This window comes from Streptomyces sp. AA1529, from assembly GCF_000280905.1.
GTDB lineage: Bacteria > Actinomycetota > Actinomycetes > Streptomycetales > Streptomycetaceae > Streptomyces.
Window position 1 is genome coordinate 21,434 of sequence record NZ_ALAP01000060.1, and the last position, 21,443, is coordinate 42,876.

Annotated in this window: 21 protein-coding genes and 1 pseudogene; 12 read left to right on the forward strand and 10 right to left on the reverse strand. The window is 72.7% G+C overall.

The window, feature by feature from the left end:
• Window positions 1–78: 78 nt before the first annotated feature.
• The 6 genes and pseudogenes from A949_RS35615 (at window position 79) to A949_RS0117760 (ending at window position 7,885) form a co-directional block, all read left to right on the forward strand.
• Window positions 79–564: a scabin-related ADP-ribosyltransferase gene (locus A949_RS35615; protein WP_019357367.1), complete on the forward strand. Its 486-nt coding sequence runs from the start codon at window positions 79–81 to the stop codon at window positions 562–564.
• A 35-nt stretch (window positions 565–599) separates the two neighbouring features.
• Window positions 600–1,565: a type VII secretion system-associated protein gene (locus A949_RS39760; protein WP_037706715.1), complete on the forward strand. Its 966-nt coding sequence runs from the start codon at window positions 600–602 to the stop codon at window positions 1,563–1,565.
• Window positions 1,566–1,919: 354 nt separating this feature from the next.
• On the forward strand, window positions 1,920–5,339 hold the full coding sequence (locus A949_RS33760; protein WP_051019544.1) for a hypothetical protein: 3,420 nt from the start codon (window positions 1,920–1,922) through the stop codon (window positions 5,337–5,339).
• Window positions 5,340–5,380: 41 nt separating this feature from the next.
• Window positions 5,381–6,853, forward strand: coding sequence for an RICIN domain-containing protein (locus tag A949_RS35620; RefSeq protein WP_019357369.1), 1,473 nt, complete (start codon window positions 5,381–5,383; stop codon window positions 6,851–6,853).
• A gap of 139 nt (window positions 6,854–6,992) precedes the next feature.
• Window positions 6,993–7,124, forward strand: a pseudogene (locus A949_RS39160) (branched-chain amino acid aminotransferase); the annotation flags it as partial.
• A gap of 299 nt (window positions 7,125–7,423) precedes the next feature.
• The gene (locus A949_RS0117760; protein WP_019357370.1) at window positions 7,424–7,885 is read left to right on the forward strand and encodes an SRPBCC family protein; all 462 of its coding nucleotides are present in this window, start codon (window positions 7,424–7,426) and stop codon (window positions 7,883–7,885) included.
• A gap of 63 nt (window positions 7,886–7,948) precedes the next feature.
• Here A949_RS0117760 and A949_RS0117765 read toward each other — a convergent pair whose 3' ends face one another.
• The 7 genes from A949_RS0117765 to A949_RS0117795 all read right to left on the reverse strand — a co-directional run bounded on the left by A949_RS0117765 (window position 7,949) and on the right by A949_RS0117795 (window position 15,253).
• Window positions 7,949–9,076 (reverse strand): methyltransferase, encoded by a 1,128-nt coding sequence (locus A949_RS0117765; protein WP_019357371.1) that lies wholly within the window; start codon window positions 9,074–9,076, stop codon window positions 7,949–7,951.
• The gene (locus A949_RS0117770) at window positions 9,073–9,675 is read right to left on the reverse strand and encodes a hypothetical protein (protein WP_019357372.1); all 603 of its coding nucleotides are present in this window, start codon (window positions 9,673–9,675) and stop codon (window positions 9,073–9,075) included. Before A949_RS0117770 ends, A949_RS0117765 begins: the two co-directional genes overlap by 4 nt.
• Window positions 9,662–10,528: an alpha/beta hydrolase gene (locus A949_RS39165; protein WP_019357373.1), complete on the reverse strand. Its 867-nt coding sequence runs from the start codon at window positions 10,526–10,528 to the stop codon at window positions 9,662–9,664. The genes A949_RS0117770 and A949_RS39165 overlap by 14 nt, the downstream gene beginning before the upstream one ends.
• A 1,110-nt stretch (window positions 10,529–11,638) precedes the next feature.
• Window positions 11,639–11,935 carry a hypothetical protein gene (locus tag A949_RS33770; RefSeq protein WP_019357374.1) on the reverse strand — a complete coding sequence of 99 codons (297 nt, stop codon included), beginning with the start codon at window positions 11,933–11,935 and terminating at the stop codon, window positions 11,639–11,641.
• A 1,028-nt stretch (window positions 11,936–12,963) separates the two neighbouring features.
• Entirely contained in the window at window positions 12,964–14,052 is a 1,089-nt protein-coding gene (locus A949_RS0117785; RefSeq protein WP_019357375.1) for a serine hydrolase domain-containing protein, read from the reverse strand.
• Between the two features lie 5 nt (window positions 14,053–14,057).
• On the reverse strand, window positions 14,058–14,579 hold the full coding sequence (locus A949_RS0117790) for a pyridoxamine 5'-phosphate oxidase family protein (RefSeq protein WP_019357376.1): 522 nt from the start codon (window positions 14,577–14,579) through the stop codon (window positions 14,058–14,060).
• Window positions 14,580–14,686: 107 nt separating this feature from the next.
• Window positions 14,687–15,253, reverse strand: a complete 567-nt coding sequence (locus tag A949_RS0117795) for a YciI family protein (RefSeq protein ID WP_019357377.1) — start codon at window positions 15,251–15,253, stop codon at window positions 14,687–14,689.
• Window positions 15,254–15,435: 182 nt separating this feature from the next.
• Here A949_RS0117795 and A949_RS0117800 point away from each other — a divergent pair, with 182 nt between their 5' ends.
• Window positions 15,436–15,816, forward strand: a complete 381-nt coding sequence (locus tag A949_RS0117800) for a hypothetical protein (RefSeq protein WP_019357378.1) — start codon at window positions 15,436–15,438, stop codon at window positions 15,814–15,816.
• 166 nt (window positions 15,817–15,982) lie between these two features.
• Here the strand turns inward: A949_RS0117800 and A949_RS0117805 are convergent, their stop codons facing one another.
• Genes A949_RS0117805 through A949_RS0117815 form a run of 3 tightly spaced genes read right to left on the reverse strand, consistent with a single transcriptional unit; the run spans window position 15,983 to window position 17,318 of the window.
• Window positions 15,983–16,234, reverse strand: coding sequence for a DUF397 domain-containing protein (locus A949_RS0117805; protein ID WP_019357379.1), 252 nt, complete (start codon window positions 16,232–16,234; stop codon window positions 15,983–15,985).
• 27 nt (window positions 16,235–16,261) lie between these two features.
• Window positions 16,262–16,483, reverse strand: a complete 222-nt coding sequence (locus A949_RS0117810; RefSeq protein WP_019357380.1) for a DUF397 domain-containing protein — start codon at window positions 16,481–16,483, stop codon at window positions 16,262–16,264.
• Window positions 16,464–17,318, reverse strand: a complete 855-nt coding sequence (locus A949_RS0117815; protein ID WP_026004768.1) for a helix-turn-helix domain-containing protein — start codon at window positions 17,316–17,318, stop codon at window positions 16,464–16,466. The genes A949_RS0117810 and A949_RS0117815 overlap by 20 nt, the downstream gene beginning before the upstream one ends.
• 181 nt (window positions 17,319–17,499) lie before the next feature.
• Between A949_RS0117815 and A949_RS0117820 the strand changes: the two genes are divergently transcribed.
• The 5 genes from A949_RS0117820 (at window position 17,500) to A949_RS0117840 (ending at window position 21,438) form a co-directional block, all read left to right on the forward strand.
• Entirely contained in the window at window positions 17,500–17,742 is a 243-nt protein-coding gene (locus A949_RS0117820; protein ID WP_019357382.1) for a hypothetical protein, read from the forward strand.
• Window positions 17,739–18,182 carry an ATP-binding protein gene (locus A949_RS33775; RefSeq protein ID WP_019357383.1) on the forward strand — a complete coding sequence of 148 codons (444 nt, stop codon included), beginning with the start codon at window positions 17,739–17,741 and terminating at the stop codon, window positions 18,180–18,182. Before A949_RS0117820 ends, A949_RS33775 begins: the two co-directional genes overlap by 4 nt.
• Before the next feature lie 33 nt (window positions 18,183–18,215).
• Window positions 18,216–18,818 carry a TetR/AcrR family transcriptional regulator gene (locus tag A949_RS0117830; RefSeq protein WP_019357384.1) on the forward strand — a complete coding sequence of 201 codons (603 nt, stop codon included), beginning with the start codon at window positions 18,216–18,218 and terminating at the stop codon, window positions 18,816–18,818.
• Window positions 18,815–20,248, forward strand: coding sequence for an MFS transporter (locus A949_RS0117835; protein ID WP_019357385.1), 1,434 nt, complete (start codon window positions 18,815–18,817; stop codon window positions 20,246–20,248). Before A949_RS0117830 ends, A949_RS0117835 begins: the two co-directional genes overlap by 4 nt.
• A gap of 71 nt (window positions 20,249–20,319) precedes the next feature.
• Complete coding sequence (locus tag A949_RS0117840) at window positions 20,320–21,438, forward strand: metallophosphoesterase (RefSeq protein ID WP_019357386.1); 1,119 nt, start codon at window positions 20,320–20,322, stop codon at window positions 21,436–21,438.
• Window positions 21,439–21,443: the final 5 nt, after the last annotated feature.

Consider the following 21,443-nt stretch of genomic DNA (forward strand, 5'->3'; position numbering starts at 1 on the left):
GTGCCGGTGCCTGCTGCATGGCCTGCCTCCGGCCCCGTGAGCGCGACGCCACCGGTACCCCCGGTCACCGTCGCGGCAGTGCAGCACCTCCTCGGCGGGCCGGACCTCCAGCTCCTCGATGTCCAGTGGCGCGTTCACGAGGGGCCGCTGCACACCTTCAGTTCTCAGCCGCCGCAAGAGGTCTTCGAGCAGGGACTGCTGCCGGAGGGAGACGAGTTGCTTCACCCGATCGAGCATGTCGTCGCCGGTGGCGGCGCCGCCTCGGCGTGGGTCGGTACGACAGCGGATCCGAACACCGGCCCCGCCGCGGGGAGCGGCTGGCGCGTCTTCCTCCAGGCGCCGGGCGGAGTCGACGTGAACGCCACCCTGGGTCTCGCGTCCCCCTTCCCCGACCGATTCGAAGTGCTCTTCCCCGGAGGTGTCGACCGCCGCTTCATCCGGGGTGCGCAACTGCTCGAGAACGGTGAGCCGGTCGGTGACTTCCTCCCCAACCCGCACTTCGGGGAGGGCGGCGAGGACAATCGGGGACAGGGCCGGAACGAGCAGCAACGCGACGAGACCTGAACGCACGGCCGGGAAGACCAGTGAGTGAGGACAAGATGAGTGAGACCAGCGGCGAAGCCCGCGCCGCCACCGACCCCGCGGCGACGGACCCGGACGGTGGAGTCGCCACCGACACGATCGACCCGACTCCTCCCGAGGAGTTCGTCGAGGCCGCGAAGCTCGCGCCCGACCACTGGCTGTACCTGATCGACCCGACCTGGTCCGAGGAGGGTCCGCCCCCGGAGTGGGCCGTGGTGGGCCAGTGGCGCTCCGACGCCGAGGGCGAGATCGTCGAGTGGCAGGACAACGAGGACTACCGGCCCTCCCCGTCCGCGATGGGCTGGCCCGAGCCCGCCGACGAGGTGGACGCCGCGATCCAGCTCGCGACCACGGGGTACGGCCCCGCGGACGACGTCACCAAGGCCCTGGCCAAAGCGGAGGTGGCGGTACTGACGACGGCGGACGGCGACCCGGTGCGTGCCGCCGCCCCGGACGGCACCCCGGTGGTGCTGGTCTACAGTTCGCCGAAGTATCTGCACCTCGCCGGGCGGTTGAGCTTCGAGACGGTGCGGATACCGGACTTCCAGGACCGCATTCCCGAGGGGCACAGCCTCTGCATCAACAGCTCCGGCCCGGTCAGCATGGTGATGACCACGGACGGTCTCGACGATGTGCTGACGGCTGCCGCGACGGACTCCGAGGACGGGACGCAGGAGGCGGCACAGTCCGCCGACGGACCCGATTCCGGAAGTGCCGACTGGGCGCAGACGGCCGGTCCCGGCGCGGTCGCCACGGAGTCCGCCCAGGTGGACGGTTCCGTGAACGGCGGTGGCCCCGACGGTTCGGACACGGCGGCGGACGGCATCGTCGATCTCCCGCTGCCCGAGGGCGACACGCGGTCGCGGGCGGAGCCGGCCTCCGGGACGAGCGGGGAGCCGGCGGCGGAGGCCGCTGCGGAGACCGAACCGGGCAGCAAGCCGGCCCGGGGCAAGAAGCGCAAGACCGACAAGACCGAGGAGTAGCAACCCCGGCCGGGGCCGCACCCGACGGCGCGGCCCCGCGAGGGGGATTTCGGATCGTCCCCTCGGTGTGTGAACTTTCCCGGCGGCGGACGCATCACATGGTCAGGGGATGCTCATCGCGGGGACTCTCCACACCGGTCGGCGCGCCGACATCCGTCCGCACTGTTCCGGTCCCGCAGGCCTCCCGTTCAACTCGATTCCCTACTGTGCCCCCACGGAACTTCAGAACATGTGCACTCCAACAGGTGACAACGGCCGGACCGGCGACCCGGTTCACGGTGCGTCGCCGACGGGTCCGGGCCGGACGGCCGGGACCGCGACCCGCCGGTCGTCCCCCGATCGAGGAGATGAGGCGTGAACCGGAGCGACAGCGGTCGGAGGCGGTGGCTCGGTCGACGCAAGGACCGGCCCGAGTCCTCTCGGCCCGCCGTACCGGCACCGGAGACCGCCGGGTCGCCACCGGCCTCCGCCGAGCAGGCACCCGGCTCCGGGGAACGGCTGCTCGTGGAGGAGTACGACGGGCTGCGGCTGCTGCGCACGCTCTCGGACGACTCCCTCGGCGACACCGACATCTCCGATCTCGCCCGTGCCTTCTCCGCCGACCGCTCGACGGTGACGGTCATGACCGGGGCCGACGCGGCGCGTTCGGCCGAGCTGTGGACCCGGCTCGGTGCGCTGCTCGACGAACTGCGCGCGGACGGAGTCCGCGCGGTGCGTCTCGTCATGACGGCCGCCGGGGACGACCGGCCCGGCGCGCCCGCACTCGGCCGCCGGATCGCGGACTCCTGGGATCTCGACGTCATCGCCCCCGACGGGCTCTCCCTCGTGGTGCCCGGCGGCGGACTGTTCGTCCCCGCCCGGCACCCGGGTGCCGGCCAGGACGCCGGGAGCGGCGTGGAACGCGGCAACTGGTGGCGCTTCCCGCCCCGCGCCGAGCCCCGGCTCGTCGGTGCCCGGCAACCCGCCCCGGCCTGGCAGCAGTCCGTGGACGCGCTGCCCGCCCGGATCGCGGGCGGATGCGCCGTCGACCGCATCCCCGCCGGCGTGCTCGCCCGCCCGGCGGACGCCGCCCCGCCCCGACTCGGCGACCTGTGCTACGCGGTGCCCGCCGACCCGCACGGACCCACCGTGCTGCTCGGCGCCTCGGACGCCGGCGAGGTCCCGGCGGACAGCGTCCTGGAACTCCTCGCGGCCCTGCCCGAGCCGGTGCGCCGGCAGGTGCGGCTGGCCCCGGGCGGTCCCCGCGACATCCTGCCCACCGCTCAGGCGGTCTCCGACGCGCTGGGTACCGAACTCGTCGTCTACACTGGGATGCCGCTACTGGCCCCCGGGAACACCGGCGGCCCGGCGAGCCTGCGCTCGGTGCTGGTCGGAGCGGACGGGGCACCTCGCTGGCAGGCGTTCCTGGACGCGGTGATGTGCCTTCCCGCCGAGCCGAACGCACCGCCGCGGATGCCGCGCCCGCTGCGCTGGAGCCAGTTCGTCGCGAACCGGACCACCGTGGACCGGGCCCTGGCCGAACACGGCGTCGTCCGCCTCTCCGACCGCTGGCGGGCCACCGTCTCCCGGGCGGGTGTGTACGTCTCCGACATCACGGAGGCACAGCCCCCGGCGGCCACCAGGCCCACCGAGGCGGACGGCCCGTCGATCGAGGTGGGCCGCCCCGGCCAGGTCCTCGAAGGAACCCTGCCCGCCGCACTGGCCACGCTGCTCGCCGGACTCGACCCGGATGTCCGCGGCCGGGCGCGGCTGCTGGTGCACGGAACGAGCCAGGACGGCGGCCGTGAACTGCGCCGGACAGCCGCCGAACACGGCTTGAGGTCCATACGTCTCCAGCCCTCGAAGCCCGCCCCTGCGGCCGGCCGCGGGGCCGCATCCGCGAACGGGCCGGCGAACGGATCCGCGCGGTCCGCCGCGCGCGCCGCGAAGCCCGAGGCCGTGCAGCCGGGAGGCCGGCCGCAGCCGCCGATGCCGCAGACGCCCCCGGACCGTCCCGCGCCCGCCGCCTCGTCGACGGCGGCCGCCCGCCCGGCGGCGAACCCGTCGGGGGAGGAGGCACCGGAGTTCCCCCCTCCGCCCGGCTTCCGGGCGGGGGTGCGCACCACCTCGGCACCCGCCCCGCGTCCTTCCGACGCCGAACGGAGTGCTGCCTCCGCGCCGCGGGAGGCCGCCGCAGAGGTGCCGGAGCAGCTCGCCGCCGCCGAGGTACCGGAGCGGTCCGCACGCCCGGCCGGCGCGGAGCCGGTCTCCGGCAGCGCGCCCTCCTCCGGCGGCGCGTCGCCCGTCGCGCCGTTCCCGCCCATGCCCGCCGCCCCGCCGACGACCGCGCCCGGCCCCGGCCCGGCGTCCCCGCCCGGGGCCCCGGACGACTCGACCGCGCCCGCGGCCGGATCCGTGGTGCGTCCGGAACCGAGCCGGCAGCCCGAACCGGCGGGACCCCCGGCCGCCGAGGACAGCGGTCCGGGCGCGGCCGTCCGCCCCTCGCGGAAGTCACAGGACTCCCGCGAGGCCGACCCCGTCACGGCGGGCCGCAGTGCCCCGGGTGCCCGCCCGGCGGGCGTCCGGCCCGAGGCCGCGCCCGATGCCCCGGCCCGTCCCGGGCCCCCGCCCCCGCCACCGGTCCACGGGCACCCGGCCCCCGCGCCGGAGAGCTCGGCGCCCGAGGGACGGGAAGGGGTCACCCTGCCGTCCGCGGAGTCCCCGGAGGCCGGGAAGGCCGAGGACCCCGCGGAGCCCGCGGCGGTCCCCACGCCCGCACCGGTCTCGACGCAGGCGGGGCCCGAAGGAGCCTCGCCGACCGAGGAATCCGCGAACCCCGCGAACCCCGAGTACCGCGAGGACCCCGCGGAGCCCGCGCCCTCCGCACAGCGCGCCCCCGCCTCCTCGGACACCCCAGCCTCCTCGGACAGCGCCGCCTCCTCGGACAGCGCGGCCTCCTCGGACAGCGGTGACGGCCCCGCACCCGCTCCCGCGGGCCCGCTCCCGCCGGTTCCCTTCCTGCCCGGGCACGCCAGCACCCCCGGGGAACGGGCCGCCGTCCGGCGCCTGGCGGAGGCCTCGTGGGAGCGGCACGCCTCCGCGGTCACCCGAGCGCTGACCCGGATGCCCGCGCTGCGCGGGCCGCAGCAGGAGGACGTGGTCGACGACCTGATCGCGCTGCACGCCTACCTCAACTCCACCGAAGGCCCGCTGTCCCACGAGGAACTGGACCGGGGCCTGCGGGCGGGGGATCAGCGGATGCTGTCCTATGCGGCGTGCGTCGCCTCCGCACTGCGGCGGCTCCCCTCGCACCGGGGGCTCGCCTTCCGCGGCACCGACACCGCCGACGCGGGGCTCGTGCCCGGGAACCTGCTGCGGGACCCCGGCCCGGTCGGTGCCCTGCCGCTGGGGACCGGCGCTCCGCGCCCGGGGGGACCGCAGTACGCGATCTGGTCGGCCACCGGGCGCCGGGTGCGCGAGCTGACCGGGGGCCGGGCCGGTTCCCGCAGGCGTGACGAGGTGGTCTTCGCCCCCGGCTCCCTGCTGCGGGTGCTGGAGGTGCGCGCCCAGCAGGGCGCCCCGCTGGTGCTGCTGCGCGAAGTGCCGGTCTCCTCGGCTCCCGGCTCTGCCGGAAGCCTCCGGCAGAGCACCGAACTCGACGACCAGGACCGGGCCGCGCTGGAGCGGCTGGACCAGGCGCTGCGCCGGCATCCGCTGGCCCCGGGGCCCTTCCAGTGGCCGGGGTTGTGCGCCGGGGCGCTGGGACGGAACGGGGACGCGTACGACGGCTCCTGATGACCATCGACCGATCCGATCAGCGTGAAAGGGAGACAACGATGTCCGACAAAGAGCCACCCGGCTCCAGGGAACCGGTGGTGCGGCGTGCCGTGCCACTGCCCGGAGCCGCCGGCACCCCCGAGCCGGACGAGTTGCGCGCGAAGGGGGAGGAGCCGAGCCGGCCGGTCGGCGCTGCCACCACGGGAGGGGACCCGGCGGCGCCTCCCGAGCCGCCGGAGTCCTTCGCACCGGCCTCGGACACGTCGTCCGGTGCTCCGGAGTCCCGGCCGGTGTCCTCGTCCGGACCCGCCGCCGGTGAGCCGGACGCTCCGGAAGCCGAAACGTCGCCCGGACCGGACGCGGCCTCCGGAGCCGCCGGGCCCGAGGGCTCCGCGTCGCCGGAGCCGGAGCGGGAATCGGGGAACGGCCCGGAGAACGGCGGCGAGGCGAACCCGGCCGCGGACCCCGCTTCTTCGGCTTCGGACAGCTCGTCGGAGACCGCCGCGGATCCCGCGGCGGTCCGGGCCCCGACGGCGACGACCACCGAGGGGTCCGCGGCCTCCGCCGCTTCCGGGCCTCCGAGCGGGGGCGCCACCGGCCTCACCGCCGTGGCCACCTCCGGCGGCAACCCGCCGTCCGCGAGCACCGCGACGGACGCCGCCGGGGATCCGCCCTCCGGCAAGCCCACCAAGGCGCTGCGGGCCGCGGCCGCCATCGGCGGTGTGCTGCTGATAGCCGTGCCGTTGATGGCTCTCGGCGCGAACGACGATGACGACGAGAAGAAGAACGCGGCGGCCGATTCCGGTGTGACCCTCCCGGGGGACGCCGACGAGGACGCCCCCGGTTCCTACCAGGGCCGGTCGCCGTCACCAAAGGCGGAGAAGGACAAGAAGGACAAGGAGGAGAAGAAGGAGGACAAGGACGAGGATGAGGCGTCCGGGTCGGACACCGACGCCGAGTCGGCGTCCGACGAGAAGAAGGACGAGAAGGACTCCGACGAGGACTCCGACAAGGACGAGAAGAAGACCAGCTCGCTCTATCGGGCCCACGGCCCGGGGCTGTTCAAGAAGAAGCAGATCCGGAACGTCATGACCGGGCAGTGCGCCGACATCTCGGGTTTCGGCAAGGGCAAGTCCGGCGGCAAGCTCATGCAGTTCCCCTGCGCCCGGGACCGCAGTTCCGACAACCAGGTCTGGGACTTCGTGGTCAAGCAGAAGGGCAAGGGGCCCGGTGGCCGCAATCTCTATGTGATCAAGAACGTCAAGGACGACCTCTGCCTGGACCTGCCGGGAGAGGGTGCGGTCCCCGGGGCGACCGGCGTCGTGCAGTACAAGTGCGTCAAGAATGCCGACGACAACCAGCGGTGGTGGCTGCAGGGGCGGGGCAACGGCAAGTACTGGATCCGCAACTACAAGAGCCGCAACATGTGCCTGGACGTGTGGGGCAAGACCTTCGGAGCCGGTAAGGACGCCGCGCGCCTGGGCGTCGCCAACTGCTACCCGAAGGACGACCACGAGTGGCGGTTCACCTGACAGGCGGCCGGGGACTCGCCCCGTGACTCCCCGGCCCCGCTCGTCCTGCTGACAACACGTCGGCGGCAACAGGCCTCCGCGGCGCCCGCGCCGCGGAGGCCTCAGCACGAGTGTGAGATCACCCCGGCGGGCGCCGCGCGGAGCGGTGGTGCTGAACTCCTGGACACCCGGCATCCCGGTGCACCGCATCGGCTCCGTACCGCTGCCGGCCGCGCCCGGTTTCCCGGACCTGCTGCACCGTGCCCACGTGGCGGAACCGCCGTGTCTCCCGGAGCGGCCGCCGCGGGCGGTGGACCACACGGGCGGCCCACCGCACGACACCCGGATGCCACATTCGACGCGACTGTTCCCACGGCAGCGCACAAGGTCATCGGTAGGTGTCCCGGCCGCCCGGTCGGCGGCTCCCGTGGCACTGCGGAGTGGCACGACACCGCGCGGTGCACCGGGCACTGCGCGGTGCACCGGAACCGCTGCTCCTGCGAGGAGGGAGCCCATGCCGGACCTGACCGACGGCGGTGGCCGGGGAACCGCACCGCCCGCGGCGAAGCCGTTCTGAGGAGCCTGGTCGGAGTGTCACGGAACCGCCGCCTGATCATGAGCACACCGCCCGAGGTCTGGAGCCTGCTGTCCGACGGGCACCGGTACGGCGAGTGGGTCACCGGAACCCAGCGCGTCCTCGCCGCGGACCCGCACTGGCCCCGGGTCGGCGCCCGGCTCCGCGTCCGCGTCGGCGCCGGTTCCCTGACCCTCGACGACACCTGCGTCGTCCGCATCTGCGAACCCGAGCGCCGCCTGGAACTGGAGGCCAGGGCCGAACCCTTCGGTGCCGCCCGCATCGCCATCGAGCTGATCCCCTGGGGCGAGCACACCCTCGTCGTCCTGGAATGGCATCCGCTGCGCGGTCCGGGTACGCGGATGCACGGGCTTCCCGTCGACTATGTCGTCGCGGTCCGCAACGGCATGATGCTCACCAAGCTGGCCCGCATCGCCGCACGCGAACGCGACCGCGAAGGCGGCAGCGGCCCGCCCTGACGTGAGCGGCGCGGCCCCGCGGGCGACAGGCGGAGGGCAGCCCGGCGGCGCCACCGGCGTCCGCTACCCGTCGGCGCCCGGCTCCGGGGCCGCGAACAGCACCGCGTGATGCGCGAGCCCCGGGAGTGCGACGACGGACGTCAGCCGCAGCCCGCTGCGGGCGAAGAGCTCCTCGTGTTCGGCCAGGGTCCGCTCCCGGCCGGGTGTGAGCACCATCATCTCGACATCGCTCATCGCCACCATCAGCGCGTCCCGCGCGGACCCGATCTCCTCCGCTGTGGGCATGAGGAGCGTGGGCACCAGCACGCTGCCGCCGGACCCCGCCACAGCGTCGGAGCAGTGGCGCAGCACCCGGACGCAGTCCTCGTCGTCCCAGTCGTGCAGAACGTTCTTCAGGACGTAGAGGTCCCCGCCCGCGGGCACGGAGGTGAAGAAGTCGCCCTCCACCAGCGCGCAGCGGCCGGCCACTCCGGCCCCGGTCAGGGTGTGCTCCGCCGCGCGGAGCGCCGTCGGGCGCTCGTACAGGGTGCCCTCCAGCGCCGGATGCGCGTGGAGGAGCGCGGCGAGCAGCGCACCGTCCCCGCCTCCCACGTCCACGACGTGGCGGAATCCACCGACGTCGCAGTGGTCGACGATCGCCGGGATCATCACCGAGGTGGAGAGGGCCATGCCCGCGGTGAAACGGTCACCGAGGCGGGCATCCTCCTCGCAGGCCAGGAAGAAGGACGTGCCGTGCACCTGGTCGAAGGCCGGTGCTCCGCCGCGTACGGCATCCTCCAGGGCGCCGAACGCCTCCCAGACGGCCGGATCGCCGTACAGCTCGACGATGGTGCGCGAGGGCCGTCCCGCGCGGAACTCCTCGCCCAGCGGCGTCAGGTGGTGGACGCCGTCGGAGACGGACAGCAGTCCGAGCGCCGCGGCGGCGCGCAGCAGCCTGGCCAGCCGGCCCGGGTCGGCTCCGCACTCCCGTGCCAGCTCCGTCGCCGTCGCGGGCCGGCCGGCCAGGCGGTCCGGTACGCCGAGCCGCGCCATCGTCCCGGTCACCTGGGCCAGCGCGAAACCCATCACGAGGGACATCCGGGTACTGTCCACCGAATCGTCGGCGGTCTCGCCGGTCTCGGCTCTTCCGGCAATTCCGGTTTTCCCGGCGTTTCCCGCGTTCCCGGGGCCGTCCGGAGTGGTGGAGGTCATGCGGTTCCTCGGGGAGACGGGGCCGGGTGGCCGTCGGACCGGTGGTCGTGCTCCAGTTCGTGGAAGGCCGAGGTGAAGACGGCCCGCGGCGCCTCGGTCTGCTCCCGGCCCGCGGACGTCACCAGCATGAACTGCACCTTCCGCGCGTCCGGCGGGTGCGGACACCGGTGCGTGACGAAGTTGAGCAGGCTCAGGTACGGCAGGGCGAGCTGCAGATGTTCGATCCGCCGCTCCGTGCGGACGATCCGGCTCAGTTCGGCCGCGACGTCGAAGAGCACCTTCTCCTTGCGCCGCACGGGGTGCCAGAGCATCTGGCGGAGTGTGCGCGCCTCGACGACGCCCTCCTCCGCCCAGTCGGTGACCGTGCCGTCCGCGAGTTGCTCGCGCAGCAGCAGATGGGTGTCGTCGATACCCGGGTGCGGGGCGAAGAACGTGGACACCGGGAGGAGGACGTTCACCGGGTCGACCGCCGTCAGCCTCCGGGGGCGCTTCTTGAACTGCTGTGCGACGGTGAGCGAGAACCAGCCCGTCAGCAGTCCGCGCAGCGCCCAGCGGGCCGCGGGCCCGGCGCCGCGGGCGACCGTGTCAGTCGCGGACATGTACGCCCTCCTTCTCCCGAGCCCAGGCCAGGGCCTGGACGATCTCGCCCGCGTGCTCGGCGGACATCACCAGGGACTCGTGCGTCGCGTCCTCCACCAGGCGGTGCCGGGAGACGGGCGACAGCCCCGCCAGGTCCCGCTGGAGGTCCAGGTGCACGGGGTCGGTGCGGGAGGTGCGGCCGGCCGTCAGCACCGACACCGGCCGGGTCCCGGCCTCCGTCAGCCGTCCGGCGTCCGTGGCCCAGGAACCCAGCCACCGGCCGATCTCACGGCGGGCCGCCAGCCACATCCCGGGGTCCTCCAGGCAGGTCCTCGTCGGCCCCACGAGGTGCTCGGGCAGCGTGTCGAAGGGGCTGTCGCGGCTCTGCCTGCCGCGCACCGGCGTGAGCGCGGTGCGCAGCCATGTGGTGGTCATCTGCTGGCGGACGACGGGCGTGGTGCGGCGTTGCCGCGGGGAACGTTCGAGCTGCTGGGGGTGTGAGGAGTCGACGAACACCAGCCCGTGCGTCTCGTCCGGGTGGCGCGCGGCGAAGCTGCGGATCAGCAGGCCGCCCACCGAGTGGCCGACCAGGAGGAACGGTGGGCGTGCGGACACCGCGTGGAGCAGTTCGCGCAGATCCGCGGCGCTCCGCGCGGCGTCGCGCGGCCCGCCCGTGGACGGTGACCATCCGGTGCCCGGCCGGTCGTAGGCCACGTACGGGACGTGCTCGGGGAGCTGCCGCAGCACCCAGCCCCATTCCGTCGACGGGCAGGCCATGCCGTTCTCGAACACCACGGTGGGTCCGTCGCCGCGCGTACGGTCCAGTACGTGCACGGAGCGCGCGGAGAGGCGCACCAGGCGCCCGGGGGACACACGCGCGGACGGTTCGGCGGCGGCGGTTCCTGCGGTGCAGTGCGCCGGCGCCCGCGAGGGCCAGCAGGCCGGCGCCCGCGGCCGTGGCGCTCTTGGCGACCTCCGGGCGGGTCAGCCACCCGGCCGCCCGGTGCAGGGCGGCGGCGCCTCCCGCAGCGGGCTGCGCGGGGCCGGGGCCGGTCCACGTCCGTCCGGCCGGCAGCGACGGGCCGGAGGCGCGCCGTGCGGCCCGTGCGGCGCGCACCTCGCGTCCGACGTGCTCGACGGCCGGGTAGGTGGCGCAGTACGACCAGAGGAAGCGGTTCAGCCCCATGAAGCGGGCGTTGCCCAGGTGGAATCCGGCTCCCGCTGCCATCAGGCCCCGCGCGACGGGCGCGGGGGCCACCAGGGCCAGCGGGAAGGCCAGTTCCCCGGCGATGGTCCCCCAGGCGACGGCCTTGGCCAGCCAGGGGCGGTCGCGCACGGCGTCGTGGAACCCGGCGTCCCCGTAGGTGGAGGTGCGGAAGATCCCCGGAATGGCGCTGCCGTCCCGCCAGGAGGGCGACATGAGTTTGGAGGCCCCGGCCACCAGATAGGACAAGGAGCTCTGGAGGGCGAGGAAGAGCGCGATCTCCTCGCGGGCGCGCGGGTCGTGCGAGTAGAGTTTCTCCAGGGCCGAGCAGGCGTAGTTCAGAAACGCGAAGTGATCCGAACCGTCGAATCCGTAGACCATTCTGGTCTGGCTCGCGTAGCTGCTCGCGCTCATGAAGCCGCAGAGCACACCGCGCTGGGAGCGGCTGATTCCGGGAAGCAGCAGGACCGTTCCGGAGAGCGCGCGGGCGCCGAACACCGAAAGAATCTGCGGATAGGCCAGTATCCTCTCGGCCGGCGCACTGTGATCGCGCCACAGTTTCGGCCCCCGCAGTCTGGTGACGTTCCAGCCGAGCAGATGGTCGTCGGCGAGTATCTCGGGGTCGGACAATTGCTCCAGGGAGCCGATGGTGGCGCCCAGCGAGGTCATGAACTCGACCTTGCGGAAAACTGAGTCCAGTTCGTCTGACATCTCGAAAGTCATCCATCTCCAGGATGTCGGGGAACGGGGCCGGTGCCCGGGCACCGGCCCCGCCGGAATCAGATCGCCGGGTGGTTGGCGAGCAGTTCCTTCACCGGACGTCCGGCCTCCAGGTAGCCGGAGACCTCGTTGCTGCCGGGGGGCGGGACGGCGCCCACGATGTGGCCGGTGATCCCGCCCACGACCCGGGCGGCGCCCAGGCCGGCCCCGGCCGCACCGGCGACCGCGAAGGTCGCGAAGATGGGCGTGGTCAGCACCGGCACGGCCTCGTCGGCCTCCGGGACGCGGTGCCCGCACCACTCCCCGGCGTTCTCCTGCGCCCAGCGTGCGGCGCGGGATTCCCTCGTGATGGGCATGTTGCCTTCCTTTCTGGAAAGGCCGATCGCAGCGGCGCGGAACGTCGGGGACACGGGGCGCTGTCGACGGCGCACCCGTCAGGGTCCGGTCCAGGTACGGAATGGGCACATGTGGTGCCCCCGGTATTGCCGCACTGTGCCGGCGCCTCACCGCGTGCAACAGGAGAACACCTTGGTCAGAGGATTCTCTTGAATGTTGTACGGCTTCTGCGTTCTGCGCGTGCTCGGCTTTCCGCTGGTGGGCTCTGCACCAAGCATCATGCTGCACACGACTCGGGTGGGCAATTCACTTCGGGCGGGCGGCGGCGCCCGATTTCCATCCGGTTCGCCCCCCGACAAGGCTCTCGGGCCGGGAGGAAGTGGGTGATTCGGGCGTGTTCGCTTTCTGCTTCCGGTGACTACTCGTGAGTTCCGTGCCCATTTTCCACAGTTCGCGGCACGGCTCTGACCGGACCATTTCCCTCCGGTTCTCCCGGGCCCCGGCACGACGCGCTCGCGCACGACGCGCTCGCGGTCTCGGGGCGGGGGCGCGGACTCTCCGCCGCGCAGTCCCCTGAACCGGGGAGTGCGGCGCTTGGCCGCCCGGTCGGCGCCGCTGCCTTCGGACGTCGCCCGACGACGCCGGGGTGTACCGGCGTGCGCATGAGGCTACAGACAGCGCGGACGGAACCTCCCTCCGTCCGTCGCAGACCGGGCGGCCGACCGAGAAAGCCGAGGGTCACCCGGCGTGAGATCTCGCGCACACCGACGGTAGAACGGCACGCGTCCAACGGACTATGTACATCTGTCACACCCGTGAACCCATGGGTGTGACAGATGCTCAACAAGCGGGCCACCGACCGCCGTCGCGTGCGCGGACGCTCCGACAGCACCGCCGGTCCGGCCGCGAACCGGGCCCGCCGATCCGCCCGTACCACCGGCCGTCCCGGCCTGCCGGAGACAGCAGCAGGCCGCCGGGTGCTGTCCGACCGGGATCTCGCCGCACCCATGGCCCGGGACCCGCAGTGCACGCTCTCCCGCGGCGCTGCTCAAGCGGGCGGGCCGAGTTCGGCCGCGGTCAGGTCCGCGAGCCGCTGTGCGCTGTCGAAGTGGGGAGTGAGACGGCTCTTGGTCATGGCGAAGGACGTGCCGGTGGTGGCGTCGGCCCAGACGTAGCTGCCACCACCACCGACCCAACCGAACGCGGTGGGTGTCTCACCCGGCCGGGCGCCGAGGCGGCCGAGCGGATACCCCAGGGCCAGCCGCGCGGGGTTGCCGAAGACCTGGTCGGTGCCCTCGAAGGCCACTGCCGTCACCTCCCGGAGCTGCCGGGTGTCGATGAGCCGACCGGCGAGGAGAGCGGCGTTCATGGCGGCGACTCCCCGCGCGGTGAACGTGCCCAGCGACGGGATGTCCGCTTGCAGGATCTCCCGGTCGTTGCCCAGGTCCGCGGCCGGTCGCATTTCCCAGGGCGTGAGAACAGCGGCGTCGTCAGAGGAGGCGGCGGAGGGCGGTACGCCGTCTTCGAGCCGCGCCAGCCGGTCCAGCTCGGTCGCCGGCACACCGAAGTACAGGTCACTGTCGAGGCCCAGGGGCACGGCGATCCACTCCCGCAGGAGCTGCCGCATCGGCTTCCCGGTGGCCCGGCGGGCGATTTCGCCGACGAGGAAGCCGAACGTGAACGCGTGGTACCCCGTCTCCGCCCCGGGACGCCACCGCGGTTCGGCGTCGGCGAGCGCGGTGCAGACCCGTGACCAGTCGGTCAGGTCGGCGGGGCCGATATCACGAGGCATCGCCGGCACGCCGACCGAGTGCGTCAGCACATGTCGGAGCGTCGCGGATTCCTTGCCGTATGCACCGAATTCCGGCCACAGCTCGACCACCGGTGTGTCGTATCCGACGGCACCGGTCCCGACGAGCAGGTGGGCGATCAGCGACGTCATGACCTTGCCCGCGGAGAAGCTGAAGAACAGGGTCTCCGGGGTCACCCTGCGCCCGGTGCGGTCGTCGGCGACACCGGCGACGGCGTCGACGACCAGCACACCGTGCTGGTGGACGGCGGCCTGGAGACCCGTTTCGGCTCCCGAGGCGACGAGTTCGTCGAGGACGCCCTGGACCTTCGGCTGCAGTGCGGGCATCCGCGTCACCGGCTCGGCCAGCTGTAGCGCGTCTGGCTGGACGTCGGCAGCTTGCCGAAGGCGAAACCGGCAGTCGGCGCCACCCGGTACAGCCTGACGTCGCCACCGACCACAGCCTCGCCCAGCCCGTACCAGGTCCCCTCGGTGCTGGTCAGATGGGTGTCGTACTTCCACTCGAAGTCCGCGACCGCCTGTTCCCGCTCGGCGCGCTTCTCGACGACGGATGCGACGCCCTCGATCACGATGTCCACACCCGTCAACGTATTCGTGCCGGTGGTCAGCGCGCAGCGGGGATTGTGGTCGAGGTTCCGCGCCTTGCGCTCCTCACCCCCGGTGGTGAAGCACAGGCCGCCCAGGCTCCAGACTGCCAACAGCGGGGTCACATGCGGTCGCCCGTCCGGCCGCACCGTGGAGAGCCAGAACACCTCCGCCCCGCCGAGCAACTCCAACGCCGACGCCCACGGCGTCGCCCGCGCGCCAGGTGCCGAGAACGGCCCCAGCACGACTTCCGGTTCCCTCTCCGACATGTCACACCCTCCGTGAGGCACCCGATCGGCAGTGACCGGGCCACCCTTCCCGAACCAACACACCGGGACGCCCCGCGGTTACGGGACATCCGCCCGCCGCCCGTTCCTCAGCGCCTTCCGCCGAACTCCCAGTCATGGGCCTGGATGTCTGCGTACTGCTCGTCGGCCAGGGCGGCCCGGGCCGCGTCCGGGTCCGGCGCCCGGACCAGGGCCGCCGTACCGAGCCAGGCGGTGCCGTCGTCCGACAGCAGCGGGCCGAATGCGATCAACTCGTCCTCACCTGGCGGGACGGTGGGGCCGGCGGGCTGTGCGCCGTGCTCGCCTCGGGCCGGGCCCAGGCCGAGCACCAGATACCGGTTGCCGCCCGTACGGCCACCGGGAAACTCCCACATCGTGCGTCCGAGCAGATTGCGCCAACGGAAGAGCAGCACATCCCGATAGATGCCGGCCTGCTGGTTGGGCTCCTCGAACGCGAACGCGCGGGCCGCCGCCGGGTCCGGCAGGTCGACGACGTGGACGCTGCCGGTGGGCGTCTCGCCGTCGGCGGCGAGGGTCGGGCCACGTGCGATCAGGCCCTCTGCGTAGCGGTCCATGTAGGACCAGTGCTCTTCCAGCAACTGGTACCGCAGCGTGGTCGAGCTGGGACGATCGCGGTGGTAGCAGAAGAACTCCATGCCACAGTGTGCAACGGCGAGGGGTGCTCGGGCGGATGCGCCGCCACTCTGACAGCGAACACAGGCTGTTGCAGGTGAGGTTGATGGGGCATCAGGTACTGGTGTGAGTATTGATCCTGTCCGGCCCCGATGACAAAGTTCCTCCGTCGGTTACCTGCACACCGCAGACAGGAGCTTCTGCCATGAGATCTCTCGGGCTCGCCGGAAAGGCGTCCGCCGCTGTCGCCCTGGCCTTCGCCGCCACCCTGCTGATGCCGACCACGCCGGCCGCCGCCTCGGACTGGGACCGGAGCTGCTACCACATCAAGGCGCCCTACAAGGGCATCAGCGAGGTCATCGGCGGGGCCAGCAAGGCCCGCAGCAGCTGCGAAGACGCCACGATCTCTCTCCAGCGCCACCGCTGGTACGGCTGGCAGGAGGTGGACTGGACCCCGCTCTACAGCGGCTCGCCGATCGCGTGGTGGACCTGCACGGGCTCCGGCACCTACACCTACAAGACGGTCGTGGCCGTCGACTCCAACCTCGGCATCTACGAGAGCGCCGAGCGCCGCATCACCTGCTGAGGACGGCGCGGGGCCGGGTGGACCGGCGGACGTCCGGCAGCGGTGCGTGCCGGTCCGTTGCCCCTACCGGTCCCCGGCCCACCGGAGCGGTCGCCCACCGACGGCGGCGCTGGACCTCGCCGTCGCGGCGGCGTACCAGCGCCACCGGCTCGGCGAACTGCCCAGGTCAGTCGGAGAACGGCTCGATCTCCCTCAGAACATCCACGTGACCCGCCGAACTGCGGGCCCTCGCCACGAAACGCCCCCACTGCGACGCGGGAAACGTCAGCACGTGGCCTCCCGGCCCTGCCTTGGTGTCCCGCACCGTGACGAGACCACCGTGCGCCGGGAGGGCGACCTCGACGCACTCGCCTCCGTCGCCGTTGCTGTAGCTACTCTTGTGCCACTGCGTGGAGTTGGGGTGAGGCTGCCCGGTCATCTCGGCGCTCCTCTGGCTGCGGGAAGATCAGGCGTTGACGTTCCCCTCGTGGAGGGTGCTGATGAAGTGCGCCCACTGGGCGGTGGGGAAAGTGAGTACGGGGCCGTGAGGTGCTGTCTTGGTGTCCCGGACCGGGACGGAAGCGTCAACGGTTTCGACAGCCACCTCGACGCACTCGCCGCCGCTCCCGTTGCTGTATGAACTCTTGCGCCAAACAGCCTGCTGCAAGTCAATCTCGGTGTTCGCCATCTCGGAAGCCCTCTGCCGCTGTTTGGATCATGGCCAGGGACGCCTCCGGCGGTAGCGCGGCGGCCCTGAGCAGATCGTAAGACCTCCGGTACTCCTTCACGAGAGCCGGTTCGTCGATGGTGTCTCCGCTGTGGAGCGACTCCGTATAGACCATTGGTGGGGCATCGGGGAAGGTCATGATCATGGCCGGGCCCATCATGAAGGGATGCGGACCAGAGTTCCACGGCAGGATCTGTGGGACGATGCGCGGCTGTCGTGCCAACGCTGCGATGTGTTCGAGCTGATCTGCCATCTGCGGCGCCGGGAGGATCGGCAGCCGCAGCAGTGCTTCATGCAGGATCACCCAGTACAGCGGCCTCTTGTGATCCGTTTCGAAGAGTTCGGTTCGAGCCAGCCGGGCATTCACCTTGATGGCAACTTCGTCGGGGGTTTCCATGGGATGCGTCGCTCGGACCACGGATGCGGCATAGGCCTGAGTCTGGAGGAGGCCTGGGAGGATGTTCGGGCCCCACACTTCGATGGTGTCTGCCCTCTTCTCGGCCTCGAGGGCTTTCTCGTAATACCAGGCGTGCCCCCTGCGCCGGGCGTTCCGCACATCCTCGCAGCGGCGGCTGAAGAAGCCGTCGGTCTTGAGTACCTTGTCCACGTGCGCGGCGAGGTCCGGCGGCATGCGCCGCTCGCCGCGTTCGATCTCGCTCAGGTGGCTGTGGCCGTAGAAGCTGCCCTCCACCAGTTGGGGTTGGGTCAGTCCGGCCTGCTCGCGCTTCCAGCGCAGTTCCTTGCCGTAGAAGGTGGGCACGCCCGCCGAGCCGTCGATGTCCTTGGGTCCTGGCACGGTTCACCGCCGAGAGAGTGCTGGCTGTTTTCGCTCGCTGGGGAGCCATTCCCGGGGGGTCCGCAATTGGTCGTAGCTGATGGGCAGTTCGCTTGCGGAAGCCCGATCGGCCGCAACGTTACCCGCCTTCCGGCCATTGTGTGGGGTGTCAGTCACACACTGCTCAAGGAAGGTGCGACACATGAACGAGTGTGCGTACGGGCGATCGAAATACGGCGACGAAGGTGAGGAATGCATTGCGGAACTGGGCGCGGCGCTGCGCGCGCACGGGCTCACGCTGCCGTCCCTCGGCGTCGATCCCGTGACATATGCCGGACGGCAGCCCCGCCCGCTCGTCTCGCTCGGCAACTGCAACGTCGAGACCGCCCGCGCTCTCGCGGCGGTGCTGCGTACCGCGGCGGGGGAGAGGCAGGCGGGAGGGTGAGGACCCAGACCTGGCGGATCGCCGAGGCGCCGCAGCGTCCCGCGCTCTCGCTCGCGCTGCTGGCGCGGGCCGCGGATGTCGGCGCGGTACGGCACCAGGTGGCCGGGCACTGCACGCAGTGGGGTGCCCGCAGAGCGGCGGACGCGATGGCGCTCTGCGTCGGTGAACTGCTCACCAATGTGGTCGTGCACGTGGGGGAGGGGGTCCCGGTGACCGTGCGGGTCACATGGTGCGGCGGTGAGCGGGTGCGGCTCGCGGTGACCGACCCGGACCCGCGGCCGCTCCCGCTGCTGCTGGCCGCCGCGCCGGAGGCCGAGTCCGGCAGAGGGGTCGCGCTGGTCGACTCGCTCGCGCTGCGCTGGGGCGTGGAGCAGGGCGCCTACGCGAAGACGGTCTGGTGCGAGCTGGCCTGCGAGAACGAGGACCGACGGGGAGCGTAGACAGTGTCTACTAATACCTGGTAGACACTGTCCATGGATGAACCGAACACGGACGCCGGGCTGCGCGGGCGACTCGTCCGCGCAGGAGTCGAACTGGTCGCCGCTGAGGGGGCCCGGGGGGTCTCGCTCCGGGAGATCGCCCGGCATGCGGGGGTCTCCCACGGGGCGCCCCGCCGGTACTTCCCGACGCATCTCGCGCTGCTGTCGGCCATCGCGCGGGAGGGGTTCGGCCGACTGGCGGCCGTGGTGGGGGAGGTCTCGGCCGACCGGACGCAGGAGGGCCCGCGCGCCCAGCTCGCCGCGCTGGCCCGCGGCTATCTGGCCTTCGCCCGGGACCACCGCGGCATGTACGAGCTGATGTTCCGTCACGACCTGCTGGAGAGCGGGGAGCTGGGACTGCGGGAGGTGAGCCTGCCGCTCTTCGAGGTGCTGGTGGACCTCGTCGTGCGCGCGGGCCGGGAGAGCGGGGACGGTGCGGGGGCCGACCCGCGGGCCCGGGCCGGAGCGCTCTGGGCGAACCTGCACGGGATCGCCCAACTGGGCGCCTGGCGCAGCCTCCCGCTCGCCACTGCGGCGGGCCAGGACGAGGTGCTGGAGGCGGCCCTGGACGCCCATCTGGGCCCGGTGGGCGGGTGAGCGCGCCGCCGGAGCGCCGGGCGCGGGCACTGACCTTCCTCGGCAGCGTCACGGGGGCGGCCGTGGTGGCGCTGGACGGCACGGTCCTCACCGTCGCCCAGCCCCGGCTGCAGCAGGAGCTGGGCGCCACGTTCGCGCAGGTGCAGTGGACGAGCACCGGGTATCTGATCGCCGTCGCGAGTCTGCTGGTCTTCGCCGGGCGGCTCGGCGACCGGTACGGGCATCAGCGCCTGTTCGCGCTGGGGATGCTCGGCTTCGGGGCGGCCTCGGCGGGGATCGGGCTGTGCGGGAGCATCGGCTGCGTCGTCGCGCTGCGGGTCGTCCAGGGCGTCTTCGGTGCACTGCTGCAACCCGCCACGCTCGGCATGCTGCGGGCCGTGTTCCCGCCCGAACGGCTGGCGACGCCGATCGCGGTCCGCACCAGCGTGATCGGGCTCGCCGCCGCGTGCGGGCCGGTGCTCGGCGGGCTGCTCGTCGCGGGACCGGGCTGGCGTGCGGTGTTCCTGCTCAACGTCCCCGCGGCGGTGGTGGGTCCGCTGGTGCTGCTGGCCGGTCGCCGGGGCCGGCCCGAACCTTCGCCGCGCGAGGCCCTCGACCTTCCGGGCGCCTGCCTGTTGGGCGGCGCGCTGCTGGGTGCGGTGCACACGCTGGTCGTCACCGCCCGGGACGGCTGGACGGCGGTCAACGCCTGCCTGGCCGTCGGTGGTGCGGTCGCGGCGGTCGCCTTCGTCCGGCACGAACGCCGCGCAGCGCACCCCCTGGTGCCTGCCGGACTGCTGCGTGCGCCCGGCATCGCCCCCGCGCTGGCGCTGCTGGTGGTCTCCTCGGCGGCGCTGTTCGGGACGCTGTTCGTGGGGACCTTCTTCCTCCAGGACGTCCTCGGTCTCGACCCCTTCGTCTGCGGACTGCGCACGCTGCCGCTCGCCGCCACGATGGTGTTCGGCGCGCCGCTGTGCGCCGTGCTGCTGCGGCGCTGCGGGCCGCGCCGTACGGCGGGGGCGGGCGCCGCGTCGCTGGCGGCCGGTGTGCTGTTGCTGTCCCGGCTGGGTGCGGACGCCGGGGCGGGCGGGATCGGCGTCGCGTTCTTCGCGCTGGGCGCGGGGTTCGCCGCGGTGCTGGTGACGGCCACGTCCGTGGTCGTGGGGCGGGCTCCGGCCGAACAGGCCGGGGTGGCGGGCGGGGTGAAGCAGACGGCGATGAATGTCGGGCCGGCGGCGGGAGTGGCGCTGGCGACGACGCTGCTGTCCTTCTGGACGCCCGCGCGGCGGTCCGGGGCGGGCGCCGGGTTCCTGACGGCGATGGGACCGGCGCTGACCGTGCTGGCGCTCCTGGCCGCCACCGGTCTGCTGCTGGCCGTCCACCTCGGCTCCGACCGGGGAATTCGTGGTTACCGACGAGTTGACAGTGTTTCTCGCCGCGCCCAGTCTTAGCTGCGCCGTGTACATGTCACCTTCACCCGCAGGGGGTGGTGTCTGTGCCAGACACACACGAGGAGAGACGCATGGGAACTCAGGGGACCGGCACCGGCGTCAGCAGGCGGACGGTGCTCGCGGGAGCCGGCGGGGTGGGGGCGGCCGCCGTACTGGGCGGCGCCTCGGTGCCGCAGGCGCTCGCCGCCGGGGTCGACAAGCTGCCGATACCCGACAAGGCCGAGCTGACCGTGCTGCTCACCGGCGACGCGGGCACCGGCGAGGACGGCCAGTGGCAGGTCGCCGACGCCGCCCGCACGGTGTGTGCCCGCCGCGGCGTGGACCTGGCGATCGGACTCGGCGACAACATCTACGAGAACGGCCCCGAGAGCGACACCGACGACGAGTTCCAGTCCAAGTTCGAACGCCCCAACGCCGGAATCGACGTGCCCTGGCTGATGGTGCTCGGCAACCACGACACCAGCGGCATCATCCCCGGCAGCGGCGGGTGGCCCTCGCGCGGCGACCACGAGGTGGCCTACCACGCGCACTCGGCCCGCTGGTACATGCCCGGCCGCTACTACTCGGTCGCCGTGCCCGGCGGCGCCGACGAGCCGGTGGCGGAGTTCTTCGCGATCGACACCACACCGCTGGCCTCCTACGTATTGCAGACCGACCCCGAGTACTACTGGAACGGTCCCTTCGCGCGCGAACAGCGCGCCTGGCTCCAGCAGTCGCTGGCCGCCTCCCGGGCCCGCTGGAAGTTCGTCTTCGCGCACCATCCGCTGCGCAACAACGGCACGCACCGCAACGCCGGGGAGTACGAGGGCATCTCCTGCGGCGACTACCTCAGCGGCAAGCACGTCAAGGAGCTGTACGAGGACGTCGTGGCCGGGAAGGCGGAGTTCCTGCTCGGCGGGCACGACCACACCCTGCAGATCCTGGACACCGCGGAGCGGTACCAGGGCACCCAGCAGATCGTCTGCGGCGCCGCGGCCAAGACCAAGGGCCGGGCCGACGAGCCGAGCAACAAGGCGTTCTGGGAGGCCTACGACACCCTCGGCTTCATGCTGCTCACCATCAACGCGCAGCAGGTCGTGCTGGACGCCTACACCCTCGACCCGGGCACGGGCGAACCCGTCCACGCCTACCGGCACACCCGCACCGACCGGCTGCCCGCCGGGGCCGGCCGCGCGGGCGCGACCGGCTGACCGCG

Excerpts from the sequence above, each read along its gene's own strand:
- A949_RS39760 (WP_037706715.1), top strand. The coding sequence starts at position 600 with ATGAGTGAGACCAGCGGCGAAGCCCGCGCCGCCACCGACCCCGCGGCG.
- A949_RS35620 (WP_019357369.1), top strand. The coding sequence starts at position 5,381 with ATGTCCGACAAAGAGCCACCCGGCTCCAGGGAACCGGTGGTGCGGCGT.
- A949_RS0117765 (WP_019357371.1), bottom strand. The coding sequence starts at position 9,076 with ATGACCTCCACCACTCCGGACGGCCCCGGGAACGCGGGAAACGCCGGG.
- A949_RS0117770 (WP_019357372.1), bottom strand. The coding sequence starts at position 9,675 with ATGTCCGCGACTGACACGGTCGCCCGCGGCGCCGGGCCCGCGGCCCGC.
- A949_RS33770 (WP_019357374.1), bottom strand. The coding sequence starts at position 11,935 with ATGCCCATCACGAGGGAATCCCGCGCCGCACGCTGGGCGCAGGAGAAC.
- A949_RS0117785 (WP_019357375.1), bottom strand. The coding sequence starts at position 14,052 with ATGCCCGCACTGCAGCCGAAGGTCCAGGGCGTCCTCGACGAACTCGTC.
- A949_RS0117790 (WP_019357376.1), bottom strand. The coding sequence starts at position 14,579 with ATGTCGGAGAGGGAACCGGAAGTCGTGCTGGGGCCGTTCTCGGCACCT.
- A949_RS0117795 (WP_019357377.1), bottom strand. The coding sequence starts at position 15,253 with ATGGAGTTCTTCTGCTACCACCGCGATCGTCCCAGCTCGACCACGCTG.
- A949_RS0117800 (WP_019357378.1), top strand. The coding sequence starts at position 15,436 with ATGAGATCTCTCGGGCTCGCCGGAAAGGCGTCCGCCGCTGTCGCCCTG.
- A949_RS0117805 (WP_019357379.1), bottom strand. The coding sequence starts at position 16,234 with ATGACCGGGCAGCCTCACCCCAACTCCACGCAGTGGCACAAGAGTAGC.
- A949_RS0117810 (WP_019357380.1), bottom strand. The coding sequence starts at position 16,483 with ATGGCGAACACCGAGATTGACTTGCAGCAGGCTGTTTGGCGCAAGAGT.
- A949_RS0117820 (WP_019357382.1), top strand. The coding sequence starts at position 17,500 with ATGAACGAGTGTGCGTACGGGCGATCGAAATACGGCGACGAAGGTGAG.
- A949_RS0117830 (WP_019357384.1), top strand. The coding sequence starts at position 18,216 with ATGGATGAACCGAACACGGACGCCGGGCTGCGCGGGCGACTCGTCCGC.
- A949_RS0117840 (WP_019357386.1), top strand. The coding sequence starts at position 20,320 with ATGGGAACTCAGGGGACCGGCACCGGCGTCAGCAGGCGGACGGTGCTC.